Origin of the sequence: Paenibacillus sp. FSL H8-0283 (assembly GCF_045040675.1) — a bacterium.
Lineage (GTDB): Bacteria > Bacillota > Bacilli > Paenibacillales > Paenibacillaceae > Paenibacillus > Paenibacillus amylolyticus.
In genome coordinates, this window is the sequence record NZ_CP150295.1 from 3452722 (window position 1) to 3466866 (window position 14145).

Annotated in this window: 13 protein-coding genes; 8 read left to right on the top strand and 5 right to left on the bottom strand. The window is 43.7% G+C overall.

The window, feature by feature from the left end; translation table 11 throughout:
* Window positions 1-134: 134 nt before the first annotated feature.
* On the bottom strand, window positions 135-1145 hold the full coding sequence (locus tag MHI52_RS15510; protein WP_405159339.1) for an alpha/beta fold hydrolase: 1011 nt from the start codon (window positions 1143-1145) through the stop codon (window positions 135-137).
* A 124-nt stretch (window positions 1146-1269) separates the two neighbouring features.
* On the opposite strand from MHI52_RS15510, the gene MHI52_RS15515 reads away from it, so the two are divergent.
* Entirely contained in the window at window positions 1270-2154 is an 885-nt protein-coding gene (locus tag MHI52_RS15515; RefSeq protein WP_405159340.1) for a LysR family transcriptional regulator, read from the top strand.
* A gap of 111 nt (window positions 2155-2265) precedes the next feature.
* A complete protein-coding gene (locus MHI52_RS15520) occupies window positions 2266-2730 on the top strand; it encodes an NUDIX domain-containing protein (protein WP_165980276.1) in 465 nt (154 codons plus the stop codon).
* A gap of 162 nt (window positions 2731-2892) precedes the next feature.
* On the opposite strand, the gene MHI52_RS15525 is transcribed toward MHI52_RS15520, so the two are convergent.
* The gene (locus MHI52_RS15525; RefSeq protein WP_076210744.1) at window positions 2893-3240 is read right to left on the bottom strand and encodes a helix-turn-helix domain-containing protein; all 348 of its coding nucleotides are present in this window, start codon (window positions 3238-3240) and stop codon (window positions 2893-2895) included.
* A gap of 134 nt (window positions 3241-3374) precedes the next feature.
* Between MHI52_RS15525 and MHI52_RS15530 the strand changes: the two genes are divergently transcribed.
* Both MHI52_RS15530 and MHI52_RS15535 read left to right on the top strand, forming a co-directional pair.
* Complete coding sequence (locus MHI52_RS15530) at window positions 3375-4289, top strand: DsbA family protein (protein ID WP_405159341.1); 915 nt, start codon at window positions 3375-3377, stop codon at window positions 4287-4289.
* 116 nt (window positions 4290-4405) lie between these two features.
* Window positions 4406-4978: a hypothetical protein gene (locus tag MHI52_RS15535; protein ID WP_076317870.1), complete on the top strand. Its 573-nt coding sequence runs from the start codon at window positions 4406-4408 to the stop codon at window positions 4976-4978.
* Window positions 4979-5605: 627 nt separating this feature from the next.
* Here MHI52_RS15535 and MHI52_RS15540 read toward each other — a convergent pair.
* Complete coding sequence (locus MHI52_RS15540; RefSeq protein WP_405144663.1) at window positions 5606-7099, bottom strand: alpha-N-arabinofuranosidase; 1494 nt, start codon at window positions 7097-7099, stop codon at window positions 5606-5608.
* Window positions 7100-7323: 224 nt separating this feature from the next.
* Here MHI52_RS15540 and MHI52_RS15545 point away from each other — a divergent pair, with 224 nt between their 5' ends.
* Together MHI52_RS15545 and MHI52_RS15550 are read left to right on the top strand one after the other, a co-directional pair.
* Window positions 7324-8241, top strand: coding sequence for a transcriptional regulator (locus tag MHI52_RS15545; protein WP_076253086.1), 918 nt, complete (start codon window positions 7324-7326; stop codon window positions 8239-8241).
* A gap of 131 nt (window positions 8242-8372) precedes the next feature.
* On the top strand, window positions 8373-9497 hold the full coding sequence (locus tag MHI52_RS15550) for a phosphotransferase enzyme family protein (protein ID WP_255319837.1): 1125 nt from the start codon (window positions 8373-8375) through the stop codon (window positions 9495-9497).
* A gap of 98 nt (window positions 9498-9595) precedes the next feature.
* On the opposite strand, the gene MHI52_RS15555 is transcribed toward MHI52_RS15550, so the two are convergent.
* The gene (locus MHI52_RS15555) at window positions 9596-10447 is read right to left on the bottom strand and encodes an AraC family transcriptional regulator (protein ID WP_127548602.1); all 852 of its coding nucleotides are present in this window, start codon (window positions 10445-10447) and stop codon (window positions 9596-9598) included.
* A 176-nt stretch (window positions 10448-10623) separates the two neighbouring features.
* Between MHI52_RS15555 and MHI52_RS15560 the strand changes: the two genes are divergently transcribed.
* Window positions 10624-12030, top strand: a complete 1407-nt coding sequence (locus tag MHI52_RS15560; protein WP_340982519.1) for a glycoside hydrolase family 4 — start codon at window positions 10624-10626, stop codon at window positions 12028-12030.
* Between the two features lie 87 nt (window positions 12031-12117).
* On the opposite strand, the gene MHI52_RS15565 is transcribed toward MHI52_RS15560, so the two are convergent.
* The gene (locus MHI52_RS15565; protein ID WP_340982518.1) at window positions 12118-13005 is read right to left on the bottom strand and encodes a LysR family transcriptional regulator; all 888 of its coding nucleotides are present in this window, start codon (window positions 13003-13005) and stop codon (window positions 12118-12120) included.
* Window positions 13006-13390: 385 nt separating this feature from the next.
* On the opposite strand from MHI52_RS15565, the gene MHI52_RS15570 reads away from it, so the two are divergent.
* On the top strand, window positions 13391-14137 hold the full coding sequence (locus tag MHI52_RS15570) for an acetoacetate decarboxylase (RefSeq protein ID WP_340982517.1): 747 nt from the start codon (window positions 13391-13393) through the stop codon (window positions 14135-14137).
* Window positions 14138-14145: the final 8 nt, after the last annotated feature.

Consider the following 14145-nt stretch of genomic DNA (forward strand, 5'->3'; position numbering starts at 1 on the left):
TAAACGAGAAAGGGGGAACGGGATATAAAGGTTATTGACGAGAACCGGTATCTTTTTTTACTTTTGAGTTGTAGCGGAGAAAAGATTAATGAGCTTTGTGCACTTTTTTTACTTTGTACTCCTTCTTTTTTTACTCATGACTCCAAAAATTGCTTTAGATGATGATCGATAACGAGTGAATCCTCTTCGTTTGCTCCGATTCCAAAGCAGTGTCCCCACTTGGACTCTATAGGTTGATACACCACGTTTGGCATATGCTGAGCATCATACGCACTATCTTCTGGCGTGAAAAACAAGTCACTTGATCCTGGCATAACGAGTGCAGGAGAAGTGATCTTGCTTAACGCCTGTTCGAAGTTGCCGTCATCTACGGGATTATCGCTAATGTCTCCATAGATTCCTGTACGCAACATGGTAATCAAGTCGTTAGCATCGAAGGGAAGAAATACCTGATCCCAGTAATCTTCTACATAAGATTTCAAGGAGTCGTACCCCTCAGATTGATACAATTTCTCCAAATAGTACGCCTGCGAAAACCCCCATGGAGCATAAGCTCTTCCCATCGCTGCGAGACCGGCAACCGGAGGGCGCTCATATCTACCATTTTTATAATTCGAATCTGCCTGTAACGCCGCGATCATTGCTTCGAATACCAACTGTGTATGGGGTCTGCTCTTTGCCGTTCCGCCAAAGGGGGCAATACGCTCAACCATCTCAGGATAACTGGTTCCCCATTGATAAACCTGCATGGCTCCCAGAGACCACCCCACAACAAGTTTGATTTTGGAGATACCGAATTTTTGAGTGATGAGTTGATGTTGGGCACGCACATTGTCATACATGGAGATGAGAGGGAAGTTGTTCTTATCATATGGGGCAGGGGTATTACTTGGAGAGGAAGATAACCCGTTACCCAACATATTGGGCACAACGATAAAATAACGACTGGGGTCCAGTGCTTTGTCCGTTCCAATTAACCATTCATTATCTGTGTGAATTCCAGCAAACCATGTTGGGACAACAATAACATTGTCCTTTGCCGCATTTAAGTTTCCATAGGTCTTGTAAGCGATAAAGGCTTGAGGGAGCTGTTGTCCCGATTGAAGTAATGTATCTCCAAGGTTATATGTTTCATAATTGTTCATAGATTGATTCTCCTTATAAAATAGTAATAACTTGATTTCACTCTACATTACGTCTATTATCAATTCAACGAAACGTTATCGAACATATCGTTCATTTATTTTGAACTTAGGAGGTACCTGACTCATGGAAATACGCCAGCTAAAAACCTTTTGGACACTTGCATCGACCTGCAGCTTTAGTCAAACTGCTGAATTATTGAGCTATGTACCGTCTACCATAACCATGCAAATCAAATCGCTGGAAGAAGAGCTCGGGGTGAAATTGCTGGATCGATTAGGCAAAAAGGTTGTGTTAACAGATGCTGGCCAACAGTTTCTGCCGTACGCCACTAAGATTTTAAACGATGTAGAGGAAGCAAAGTGCATATCTAGTCAGCACGGAGAATTGGCGGGAACGGTTGTGATCGGAGCAGACGAAGTGCTGTGTGCATATCTTCTTCCAGCCTTGTTCAAACGCTTCCGAGCGGACTATCCTGGTGTGCGGTTATTGTTCCGCCCCTTGTCTGGGCAAGAGCTCAAATCGAGTCTGAGAGAAGGGCATGCCGATGTCGTTTTTGTATTGGATGAGCCTATGAATTCTAAAGACCTTCAGTCAGAGTTATTAAAGGATGAGACCTTTCAAATGGTGGTTTCTCCCGATCATATGTTAGCATCGCGTTCCGCGTTGGTCATTGATGACTTCCACAAACAGCATTTTTTGCTGACCGAAAAGAACTGTTCGTATCGTACTCATTTTGACCAATCCATAACGAAGAAAGGTGTGGATGCTCTGACAGAGCTGGAGTTTCATAGTGTAGAAGCCATTAAACAATGTGTTGTGGCTGGTCTAGGGATCGCTTTATTACCTGAAATGGCTTTGAAGAAAGAGTTGAGCGATGGGGAAGTGGTTGCACTACCGTGGGATTTATCAGATGTATCCTTTTCTGCGCAAATGCTCTGGCATCGGGAAAAATGGATCTCTCCGTCTATGGCTGCTTTCATGGAGGTCGCCAAGAGTGAGTTGATTTGATTGTTCAGAATTTGTTTAGATGTATGTGTTAAAATATTCTTCATGGAGATCGTGAGGTTAAATGGAATCAACCTTCAACAACATGATACAGATATATATGGGGGATTAGCAATGGAGAGAAAGATTAGAAATTCTGCAAAAGCATTGATCATTAAAGACGGGAGAATGCTTGCAATGAAGCAGGATGATAATGATGAAGTCATCTACATTCTGCCTGGTGGGAGCCAGAATGCAGGCGAAACGCTGACGGATGCTGTGAAGCGTGAAGTTGCGGAAGAAATCGGAATAGATGTAGAACCGTTATCACTGGAATTTGTCATTGAAGGGGTATACGGTGAAGCTCTTCATCGTGTAGATTTTGTTTTTTTATGCGAGTACATAGGTTTGATGGACCAAGATAGTTCTATTCTGCCAAGTGACGAAAACCAAGTGGAATATGAATGGCTCGAAATTAAAAATATAAACGAACTACCTTTATTTCCTTCAAAATTACGAAAGCAGATCATTAGATTGGTTGAGGGAGAAAAAACGGTTATGTATTTAGGAAATGAGGAAGATGACGACCTGAATAGTTAGATGTGTACACGTCGTAAACAAGCGGCCGTCTTGTATTTATAAAGGAAAGGCTATTTCAAAGGACATGATGATCCAGTGAAATAGCCTTTTTGTCGTTGAACAAAGTGTACAGAGCGATTCAAAAATGAACATCTATGATAAGGAGTTACACTAGGCCATGAGTTATAGTTCTTGTTGCTTCACGCCTGCTGTCATATTTTTCTGACCCCATATTACCATGGATTCAATTAAAGGAACCAATTCCTTGCCTGATTCTGTGAGTGAATACTCCACTCTCGGTGGCACCTCGTTATATTGCTCCCGATGCACGATGCCGGAATGAATCAAATCCTTCAAGCAGTTCGTTAACATCGTTCCGGTAATGCCAGGCAGTCTTCTTTTTAATTCATTGTAACGTATACAGTCATTTTCACTGAGGATTGCCAGGATCGGAAGATTCCACTTGCCTCCAATGACCTGAAATGCATAAGTCGCTGGACATAACTGATCAAAATTAAACTCGTATTTCACTTGATACCCTCCAATAGTATACTTTTTGATACTAAGTCAGAAAAAGAATCGTACTTGTTCAGAAGATTGTAGACATTATAATCAAACTAATACAAGAAAATCAATTCATAAGACAATATAAAGGCGGGATACACGTGAGTAACGAATCTATGATGTGTGATCTGGAAACAGGCGTATGTGGTGTGAGCGAAGAAGAGGCGATGCAAGAAATCAATCTGAATCACGTTGAGAAAAGAATAACTCTATATTACGCAACAGATCCGATCTGCTCTCACTGCTGGGCGCTTGAGCCTGTGCTTCATCGGTTTATTGAGGAATACGGCCATTATTTTACGCTGCAAATCAAAATGGGTGGGCTATTGGCTAACTGGAATGGTTTCTCGGATGGCGCTAACGGGATTCAGAAACCTTCGGACGTTGCAGCGCATTGGAAGGAAGTGGGTGAACATTCACGCATGCCCATCGACGGTTCCTTATGGCACCATAATCCAATACTTTCTTCCTATCCGCCATCTCGCGTATTTAAGGTCATTCAGAGTACACACCCTGGTAAAGAGCAGGACTTCTTAAGACGTGCGCGTGAAGCCGTGTTTGTATTTAATCGAAATATTGGAGAAGATGATGTGTTGACGGATATCGTCAATCAACTGGGCTTGAATGGAAAAGAAATAGTTGAGGCGGCTGCAGAGCAATCTGCACAAGAGTTATTAGAGGAAGACTTTGAGAATGTCGCTAGTTTGGGAGTTAGAGGTTTCCCATCTATTATCATTGTGAATGAAGAGAACCAGGGTATAAAAATTGTCGGAGCCCGTTCTCTTGAAACATATGTCCAAGCACTTCAGCAGGTGCTCGGTGGTGATCTGAAACCCAAACAGATAACCTCGTTGGAGCAGAAAATCAATGAGGGACATCTTCTTTTTTCTAAAGAAATGGAGGTCTTGTACAATATCGAAAAGAGTGATATTGAATCATATGTGAAATCTGAATTAGCAGAGCACACATATCGTATGGGTCTTATTTTGAATGAGATGTATATTGAACATATCTGAGACAGGAGCCATGTAAGAATCCTCCTGCTTTCGGCACACGGATGTGTTATTCGCACAGGCAAGTCGTCCACCCATTGCGTAGACTGAAGTAGATCAAGTCAAGTGAGGTGAATTCCATGGCTAAAACCAATGAAATACACGTCCGGGTGAAACGGCTCAAGGATCGCCCAGTCTGCGTGACTCTTCATAATGGCGAGACGTACGTCGGGTACATCTCTGGTGTTAACAGCGAAGGCGTAGTGCTTACCGGGGGCGGAAAGCTTACACAGACCGCAATCACAGCACCCTCATCTGAAGGCAGTGCTCGCAAAACCAAACCTAAAGCAGGGGCTACGAGAAAAACAGCATCCTCCCGAAACCGTCAACGGGTGAACAGCACACGTAAGTCGCAGGTACGATCCCGGTCGATGTCTCGTTCAACGTCTAGGCAAGCCCAGGTATCCTCTTTCATGCCTATGCTAGGCTCATTGTTAGGTGGCTTTGGCGGTGCAGGCTCGATTGGAGGTATGTTAGGCGGGGGTATGCGGTTGTTTGGCATGATCCAGCGGTTTACACCTGTGGTTAAAATGGGGTATGGCATGATTAAGCAGATTCAGCCATTTATGGGGGCAGTTCAAGGGCTGATGACTCCAGCAAGCCAAGCAGCTCAGGCTGAAACCGAAGTTGAAGAGGAAGCACAACAAGGATAATACTTGAAATGAAAATCGTGAAATAGAACACAACCTTCGTTGCATTTGGGAAGGAAGCATTGCTAGTATGTTGGGTGATTTGATCTCTTTCTGATCTGTTCTGTTCCTTATCTTCTTCTCTGTTCTGTTTCAGCTTCTTCGCTAGATGCTTCACTGCAAGCTGCTCTCCGTACGCCAAACGGAGGGTGGCTTATTTGCTTGTGCTGTATATGAGGTTTGAACCAGCTCGATTTCGCATGCTTGCTCAGCGCTTACGAACCTCAGAAACCGTATTCCGGTCAATATCAAGCCATTAAAATTCTAACGAACATGACAAACTCTATTTGCTGCAAAGTGTAAGATATAGTGTGGAAAAGGGGCTGATTCTGCAGCATAGCTTCTCCTGTGTTCGTTAGAATTAAAATTCGCCCGAAACGGGTTAAATAAGACTCCCTGTGTTCGTTAAATTCGTTCGTTGCGAGGAATAAAAAATGAGGTTTCAAATACGCGCCACACTTCTAACTTTGGAACTATGTAGTTGGGCCGTTTGCCATCATACAGCAAAAAGCACCGCGCGCAGGGAGCTACACGCGGTGCGAAAAACAATGCTGATGTTGCAGAGTAGGAGAAAACTCTATCCCGCTCTTATTAAGCCTGTTTGGTTTTGAGGCGAATCACGTTCCATGATGCTTTGTTCAAGACTGCTTGCACTTTACCCTCGTCAACCGTTGTATATCCGCCGTTGTGAGGAACAACGTTACGTGGGTTTTCTTTAGTATTGGTGGCTTTCAAGTCGTTGTTCTCCAATACAATATGCTCCACAAATGTCGTTTCTCCGAAGGAGCGCAGATCCACATTCAGTTCCAACTTCTCATCCAGATGTCTGTTCACCGCAAAGATTGTGATCGTGCCGTTCTCTTCATCATGCACACTGATCGCTTCGAGATAAGGCACATCTGTAAAGTCTTTGGAATCATATTTAGGTGAAGTTGTGATGGATCGCAACACCGTACCACGACCGAAGTTGGATGCATGCATGAATGGGAAATACGTCGTCTGGAACCAGATTGCTCCGTTATTTTCCGTCATGATTGGTGCAATGGTGTTAATCAACTGAGCAAGACAAGCCATTTTTACACGGTCGGCATGCTTGAGTATGGTAATCAGGTAACAGCCCACAGCTAGAGCATCTTCATGTGTATACACATCTTCAAACTCTGGAGGTGCAATCTGCCACCGTTCCTCCATACGGCTTGTGCCGATGGATTTCCAGACATTCCATTCATCCAGAGACAGCATTAATTTCTTTTTGCTGCGTTTCTTGGCTTGTACAAAATCACAGATCGAAGCCACACTATCAATAAATTGATCCAGATCCAGCGATGTCGCCAGGAAGTCATACGTGTTGTCTTTATTATTGTTGTAGTACTGATGCAGGGACAAGTAGTCCACATTTTCATAGGTGAGATCCAGCACGGTTGCTTCCCAATCTGCAAATGTACTCATGTCACGGCTGGAACTTCCGCAAGCCACAAGCTCAATTTCCGGGTCTACCCATTTCATCGCTTTAGCGGTCTCATTGGCAATACGGCCATATTCATATGCAGTCATTGCACCAATCTGCCAAGGGCCGTCCATTTCGTTGCCTAGACACCAGGTTTTGAATTTATGCGGGTCCTTGTAACCGTGAGAGATACGCAGATCACTCCAGTATGTGCCAGATGGGTGGTTGCAGTATTCGATCAGGTTTCTGGCCGCATCAATGCCGCGAGTACCCAGGTTTACAGCCATCATGACTTCGGTTCCAACCAGTTTGGCCCAATCTGCAAATTCGTTTGTTCCTACCGCATTTGTTTCAATCGTCCACCAAGCGAGTTCAAGTCTGCGTTTACGCTCCGCTACCGGACCAACGCCGTCCTCCCAATTGTAACCGGATACGAAATTGCCGCCCGGATAACGAACAATTGGCACATTCAAAGCTTTAATCGCTTCAATGGCATCCTGACGGAAACCTTGAGCATCTGCCGTGGGATGACCTGGATCATAAATTCCGCCGTATACGGCCCGTCCCAGATGTTCTATAAATGAACCATAGACACGCGGATCTACTTCAGCAATCTGAAAATCTTTATCGATAAGCATTTTGGATGTAAGCAATGGGAAAACCTCCATAGAATTAATTTTAGGTGTGTAATAAACTTTATTTCAAGATGAGTTCGCATAAAAGCAAAATCAACAGATTGATTTGTTATCTAATGTGTATCATAATGCTATTATGTTGAGCAAGTTTATTTCGCAGGGTTCGCTAAATAACGAATTCTAAATCAATAATATATGGATTCTATAGAGATAGGGAAGTGAAGTTCATGATGCTTGGCACGGATGCCACATCCTTGATCATATATGAGGCGCTCGCCAGCGAGGCCCGTTTAAATATCGTTCGCTTATTATTGCAAAACAGGGAAATGCATATCAATGCGCTTGCCAAAGAGCTGTATCTGAGCAAAGCCATCGTTAGTACACATGTGAGCAAATTGCAGAAAGCGGGCATCGTAGGCAGCCGCATGAAGCGTGAGAACGGTGGAACGTATAAATACTGCTTTATTCTGCAAGAATTTATGACTATCAATCTCTCCCCTGAACCAGTTGATGCTCCTTATCATGAAGTCTCTATTCCGGTAGGTCAATATACAGATTATGAAGCATGGCCGACCTGCGGGATTGCGACAACTACGCAGATGATTGGACAGTACGACACGCCTGCCTGCTTTATGGACCCGGATCGGGTCAATGCAGGTATTCTTTGGTTTGCACAAGGTTTTCTGGAATATAAGATCCCCAATTATCTGAATACAGAACAGCATCTCCAGGAAATTGAAATTTCACTCGAACTCAGTTCGGAAGCACCCCAAGTTAATGAAAACTGGCCTTCTGACATCCGTTTTTCCCTTAATGGTCATCACCTCGGAACCTGGACAAGCCCAGGGGATTTTGGAGATCGGAAGGGCAAACATACACCGTTATGGTGGAAATTGGACGTCAACCAGTATGGTGTACTGAAGGTGCTGCGTATTAACGGAGAAGGGACGTTTATGGATAGCCAGCGCATCTCAGATGTGCGTATCCATGATCTGGAGCTGGATTCATCCACTTACTGGACGTTTGGATTAAGACCGGAAGAAGGGGTGCCCGGTCGAGGCGGACTTACGTTGTTCGGGAAAGGGTTTGGCAACTACGATCAGGACATTTTGATACGGTACTATTACGAGGCTGCTGAGTTATAAATTTGGCTAGTAAAATGTGGAATATTAGGATAAGATGTAACCATCTGAACAAAAAGGAGCGTTTTTAAATGTCTAACAAGGTGATTTTGCTTTAGGTTCACAGAAGGATATTTGCATTACAGAGATTCCTTTTGTGGACATTGCACTGCGGGAAACCGTCCAAACAATGTTTACTGGAGGAGATTATTATTAATTTTAACGAAGCTGTTAACATCAGCAATACACATGTACTGACGCTGGTACCCGAGTTGTTTCATCTGGAGGGTTACAATATTCAGCTTATTCCGCCTCATGAGGGTGGACGTAATGTCGTTTACACTTGCGAGCAAGAGGGGCGTGAATCGCTAATTCTACGGGTGTCTTTTTTGCCTGACAGAAAGCGGGAAGATTACATTGCCGAACTGGAGTATGTCCGGTATCTGTTTGAGCACGGTGCAAGTGTCTCGAATGTAGTTAGCTCGAAAAAGGGTCATCTGTTAGAAGAGATCACTTATAATGAGCATACGTTCTTTATCTGTATGTTTGTAAAAGCCAAGGGGAAGTTGCTGGTAGAAAACCATTATCAGTACCGTGAAGGGGTCCCACTTAGCGAATACTATTATAATAGCGGAAAAGTTCTGGGCAGGATGCATCAACTATCGAAAGGGTACACTCCCGTCCATCGCCGGCATCATTTGATTGACAATTACAGCGGTGAATATATTGATAACCTGGTACCTGAATCATTCCCTCTGCTTAAGGAGAAGATGGTTGAGCTCCTGAATACCTTACAAGGTTTGGATACAAACCAAGAGACATTCGGCATGATCCATTTTGATTATAACGATGGAAATTACTCGATCGATTTTGATACCGGTGAGATCACCGTGTATGATTTTGATAATTCATGCTTCGGTTGGTATATGTATGATTTGGCTGATCTATGGTCACATGGTATGGGCTGGATACAATTTGAGCCGGATGCGGATAAACGCAAACAGTTCATGGATGACTATTTCCAAACCGCCCTCGCTGGATATACTTCCGAAACCAAGATCGAAGATTCGATGCTGGAGAAGCTGCCTTTATTTATTCAAGTCACTCTCTTGGAGAATATTCTAGGTCAATTTGAGGAAATGCAGCGTGCTGGCGAAGAACCGGAAGCTAACGAAGAACTGTTGTATCTCATTAAATGTCTGGAAGAGGATATACCGTATAAAGGATTTTTCCATGAGATGTATTCCACTGAAGCTCCTTTTGAGTACGAGGGACGCTGAAGGGACCTGTACGTAAACTAAACCCTGAATAACCAAGGATTCATCAAGTGCGGAGGCAGCCGGATCGACCGGTTGCCTCTTTGTTTGTCTGCGGTATGTTATTCAAATTTGGAAGGGGGCACGTTGTAGAATTTTTTGAATGCTTTGGAGAACGTAAAGGGATCGGGATAACCCAGAAATCCGGCAATTTGCTGGATCGTATATTTTTTCTCGTACAGATAGTCTCTGGCCCGGTTCATTTTGATCTGATTGATATACTGCCCCGGTGTAATACCGAGAATTTTTTTGAACAAAGAAATAAAATATTTCTCAGAGACGCCAGCAATGTCTGCAAGTTCGTTAACTCGGATGGCACGATGCAGATTCGCATCCACGTATGGGAAGACATTTTGCAGAACTTCCAGACTTCCTTCGATCTTCTTCGGTTTTCGGTCTTTCAGAAACTCACCGTGATACAGGCCTTGCCCGTGTAATTCTAAAATTTTGGCGATGACGAGAAGTAGAGAGGCTTTCAAATAAAGTGGACTGGCGGAAGCGCCGCCACTCTGCTTGAATCTTCGATAGGACGAGGTGAATAGCGTTGATTCCTCTTGAATCAGATTGCCAGGTACGATGCCCGGGAGCTGAAACTCGCCGAGAATTCGCTTTTGCTCAGCGATGCTGAAATCAAAGTGCATGTATACGAATCGGCACATCTCTCCGGTCGTGGAAGCAATATAGGGCATATCCGGATAAAAAAACACCACGTCACCCGGGCCTGCGATATGCTCGATTCCATCGATGGTAATCTGGACGGAGCCTGCTGTAATGAACCACAGATCATAATCGGAATGAGCCTTGTGCTCCGTCCAATTACTGTCGTGCGTTTGTTCCAAATAAGAGCTCATGCGAAGTGTGATATACTCCGAAAGTTCGTCGATTATACTCATATTTACAGTTCCTGTGTGCATCTAATCCAACCTAATCCTCTCGACTTTATGACATCCTTTATATTTTACTATCATAACAAAGGATTTATCTCTTGTTAACTATCGTACGATATGACATGTTTTGAAAACTATCACACATTCCGATTCCAGCTCACTCACCTATAATGAACTTATATCGTTAAGAGGAGGGGTTATTGATGAATGCTACAAGTACACAACATCCAAAGGTAGTTGTTATTGGGGCGGGTAGCCTGTTTTTTGGTCGTCAGTCCATCTGGCAGATGGTACACTCCCCATATTTGAATCAGGGAACGCTGGCTTTGGTGGATACGAACGAGGAACGGCTCTCAAAAATGGTAAAACTAGCGGAAATGGTCGCCAAGGAGAACAACGTATCCCTAAAGATTGAGGGCTCGGTGGACCGAAGACAGGTGCTTCCTGGAGCCGATTTCGTTGTACTCAGCTTTGCGGAAGAATCGGTGAAATATCGGGGCATCGACTGCCAGGTTTCTCTAAAGTATGGGATTCGCATGTGTTCCGGTGATACGATTGGCCCGGGCGGGATCTTTCGCGCGATGCGGGAACTGCCGGTTATTATGGAATGCGCCAAAGACATAGAGGAGCTGTGTCCAGATGCGTGGGTGATCAATTATATTAACCCGTCTACCGTTCATGGCATCGCATTACATCTATATGCTCCGAAGCTTAAATCGTTTGCGCTGTGCGATAGTCATCATATGCCGCATAAGAAAGCCTATTATGCCGTACGAGCCGGAATCATCGAAAATACAAGCCAGTTTACCGCAGGAATAGACCAGAAATTCGATTTTCGTATCGCGGGTGTTAATCATTTCACTTGGCTGCTCAAAGCCGAGTATGAAGGAAACAATGTGATGCCCACAATCGCAGAAGCCATGCGCAAGATGGCAGGTGATGAAAATAACGGAGGTGATCGCGGCGCAAAGGCTCTGTATAACGATACAATTACCTATGAACTATATGATATTTTCGGAATCATTCCCACTTGTACAGCGCATACAAAAGAATACGTTCGGTATTGGCAGGGTCTTGGCAAAACTGCGGACACCATCCCGCCATTATCGATCTGGGAGACAGAGGACAGATATGAGCGTCATGATGAAATGTGGCGTCAGGTGGATGACTTTCTTGCAGGGAACATCCCGATTGCCGATTATATGAGCACCTTCGGACCAGATCATGCGACTGACATCATCGAGAATATGGTCGGTAACTTGGGCAAAAAGTTCTTCATCAATACGCTCAATCAAGGCTCCGTAACCAATATGAATAACGATTCGTTTCTGGAACTCCTGTGCGATGTAGATATGGATGGAGCGAAGCCACTCCATGTAGGCGAGATGCCACGCGGAATTAGAGGTATGCAAGAACTTGTACTGGATACGCATGAGCTTACAGTTGAAGCTGTGCTGGAACAGAGCTACGAGAAGCTGAGAAGGGCGATGCTCACTGACCCGCTCGTGAATTCCATCAGTGACGCAGACAAGATCATCCATGAATTGTTGGAACTGGAGCGTAAGATGATTCCGGACGTTTGGTACAAGGATAGACTGCAGTATAGCTAAGAACGATAACGATCAAGGACCACATCGGTTCCTTCAAAGGGACTAACGTGGTCTTTGTTTTTATCGTTTGTCATGTATCAAGAAATCCTACTCCACTTTAAACAATCCAGCATGGTCTTCATAGTACGAAGTAATAAAATCACGAAATTCTCCAACAGCAGGAGATAACCATTTTTGTTTGACCCAGGATAGGCTAATGGGATATATGGCTGAATCATCAGCAATTTTTACATAACGTAACCCCAGTGCTCTACATACGGAGATCGGAATTAATGCAACACCTTGATTAAGGCTGATAATTTCAAGCAGGGTATGAGAATCGACCTCAAATGCATGATTGGGAAGGAAACCTGCTTTTTCACAGAGCATAGTTGTAAAGCGGCTGTACTCCTTATTATCGGCAAGGGAAATAAAGGGCTCATTTGCAACAACACTTAATGAAATGCTTGTTTCTCCGCCGTATGCATGATCCGTGGGCACAACAAGAACAATGTCTTCCTCAACAAGAACAACACTCTCAATCTCCTCATCCTGAATCGGATGCCCCGTAATGCCCAGATGCATGTCACCTTTCTTCAAACCTGTAATAATTTCACTGCGGGTCCCAATACCCTGATGAAGCTTGGTTTCAGGGGAACCGTTGATATAGTCACTAATGAGACCTGTGAGGAACCGAGTATTCGTAATCGAGATCCTGATTGTATTGGAAATTTGCTGTTCCTCCGCTTTAATCTCCATTTCTGCATTTTCAATTTCAATAAAAATCCTGTTCACATGTTTCAATAAAATTTCACCTGAGGAATTCAATTGAATGTTTCGTCCTCTCCTGTGGAATAAGGGGGTACCCAGTTCATCCTCAAGTCTTTTAATCGTTAAGCTTAGGGAAGGTTGAGCAATATTCAATTGGGCAGCTGCCTTGGAGATATGTTCAGTATAGGCAACGGTCTGAAAGTATTTGAGCTGAAGCAATTCCATTTATCTGCACTCCTTATTTATTCTGATAAATATATATAGTACTTATTATGTATTATATTAAATTTAAATATTGATGTAGAATTTTTTTATGAGATACAGATCAAATTTTAAATAACAAAAACCTGACTATATAAGTTGAACTAATCATTTACACAATAACGGAGAGGACAGAAAAAACCTGAAAAAGCGAAGCGTTCTCCTAAAAGCTTTCTGAAAGAAAGCTGCATCGGAAGCATAAGCTATCAACGGATTTTCACCTTTAGAAAAGGGAATCGAAAAATCTGGGGATAACAGCGATTGGAAGGTTGTTCTGTCATCGTAGTGTCAGTGTAAATAATCTTTAATTCAACTTATATAGAACCAAAACATAAGGTAGGTGTCTTTGATGAAAATCGATGTGAATAACATAGCTAAAAATCTGAATACACCCCTAACAGCTCCGGCATATCCAATGCCACCGTACAAATTCGTGAATCGTGAATATTTGAATATTATTTACCGGACCGATGAAAAAGCGTTGCGGGCAGCCGTACCAGAGCCTCTGGCAATTACGGAACCTTTGGTTAAATTCGAAGTGATGTGGATGCCAGATGTTTCTGGACTGGGTGCATATACAGAAGCTGGACAAGTCATTCCTGTGCAATTCAATGGGGAGGAAGGCGATTATGTGCATTCGATGTACGTAGACAATTTCCCCGCGATTGCGAGTGGTCGAGAGCTCACGGCCTATCCGAAAAAGCTGGGCGCACCCAAGTTGTATACCGATTCGGATACACTTGTTGGCACACTTGATTATGGAACGCTGCGTGTAGCCACGGCAACGATGGGCTATAAACATGTGGAGTTGGATAAAGAGTTCGCGAAACGTGAAATATGCCGACCTAATTTTATGATTAAGATTGCTACCGACTATACCGGGAATTTAAGAATATGTGATCTGATCCGTACTCAAATTACGGACATCGAAGTGAAGGAGGCCTGGACAGGACCTGCCCGGCTTCAACTGTTCGAACATGCGTTGGCACCTCTTGCAGATCTGCCTGTGCTGGAAGTGTTGTCCGCTTCTCATATCCTTACCAACCTAACCTTAAACGCAGCACAACCTGTATATAACTACCTGGAAGAGAAATAAGGAGGAAA

What these genes read in the sequence shown, in the direction of transcription:
- MHI52_RS15510 (WP_405159339.1), bottom strand. Translation starts at nt 1,145, where the DNA reads ATGAACAATTATGAAACATATAACCTTGGAGATACATTACTTCAATCG.
- MHI52_RS15515 (WP_405159340.1), top strand. Translation starts at nt 1,270, where the DNA reads ATGGAAATACGCCAGCTAAAAACCTTTTGGACACTTGCATCGACCTGC.
- MHI52_RS15520 (WP_165980276.1), top strand. Translation starts at nt 2,266, where the DNA reads ATGGAGAGAAAGATTAGAAATTCTGCAAAAGCATTGATCATTAAAGAC.
- MHI52_RS15535 (WP_076317870.1), top strand. Translation starts at nt 4,406, where the DNA reads ATGGCTAAAACCAATGAAATACACGTCCGGGTGAAACGGCTCAAGGAT.
- MHI52_RS15540 (WP_405144663.1), bottom strand. Translation starts at nt 7,099, where the DNA reads ATGCTTATCGATAAAGATTTTCAGATTGCTGAAGTAGATCCGCGTGTC.
- MHI52_RS15545 (WP_076253086.1), top strand. Translation starts at nt 7,324, where the DNA reads ATGATGCTTGGCACGGATGCCACATCCTTGATCATATATGAGGCGCTC.
- MHI52_RS15555 (WP_127548602.1), bottom strand. Translation starts at nt 10,447, where the DNA reads ATGCACACAGGAACTGTAAATATGAGTATAATCGACGAACTTTCGGAG.
- MHI52_RS15560 (WP_340982519.1), top strand. Translation starts at nt 10,624, where the DNA reads ATGAATGCTACAAGTACACAACATCCAAAGGTAGTTGTTATTGGGGCG.
- MHI52_RS15565 (WP_340982518.1), bottom strand. Translation starts at nt 13,005, where the DNA reads ATGGAATTGCTTCAGCTCAAATACTTTCAGACCGTTGCCTATACTGAA.
- MHI52_RS15570 (WP_340982517.1), top strand. Translation starts at nt 13,391, where the DNA reads ATGAAAATCGATGTGAATAACATAGCTAAAAATCTGAATACACCCCTA.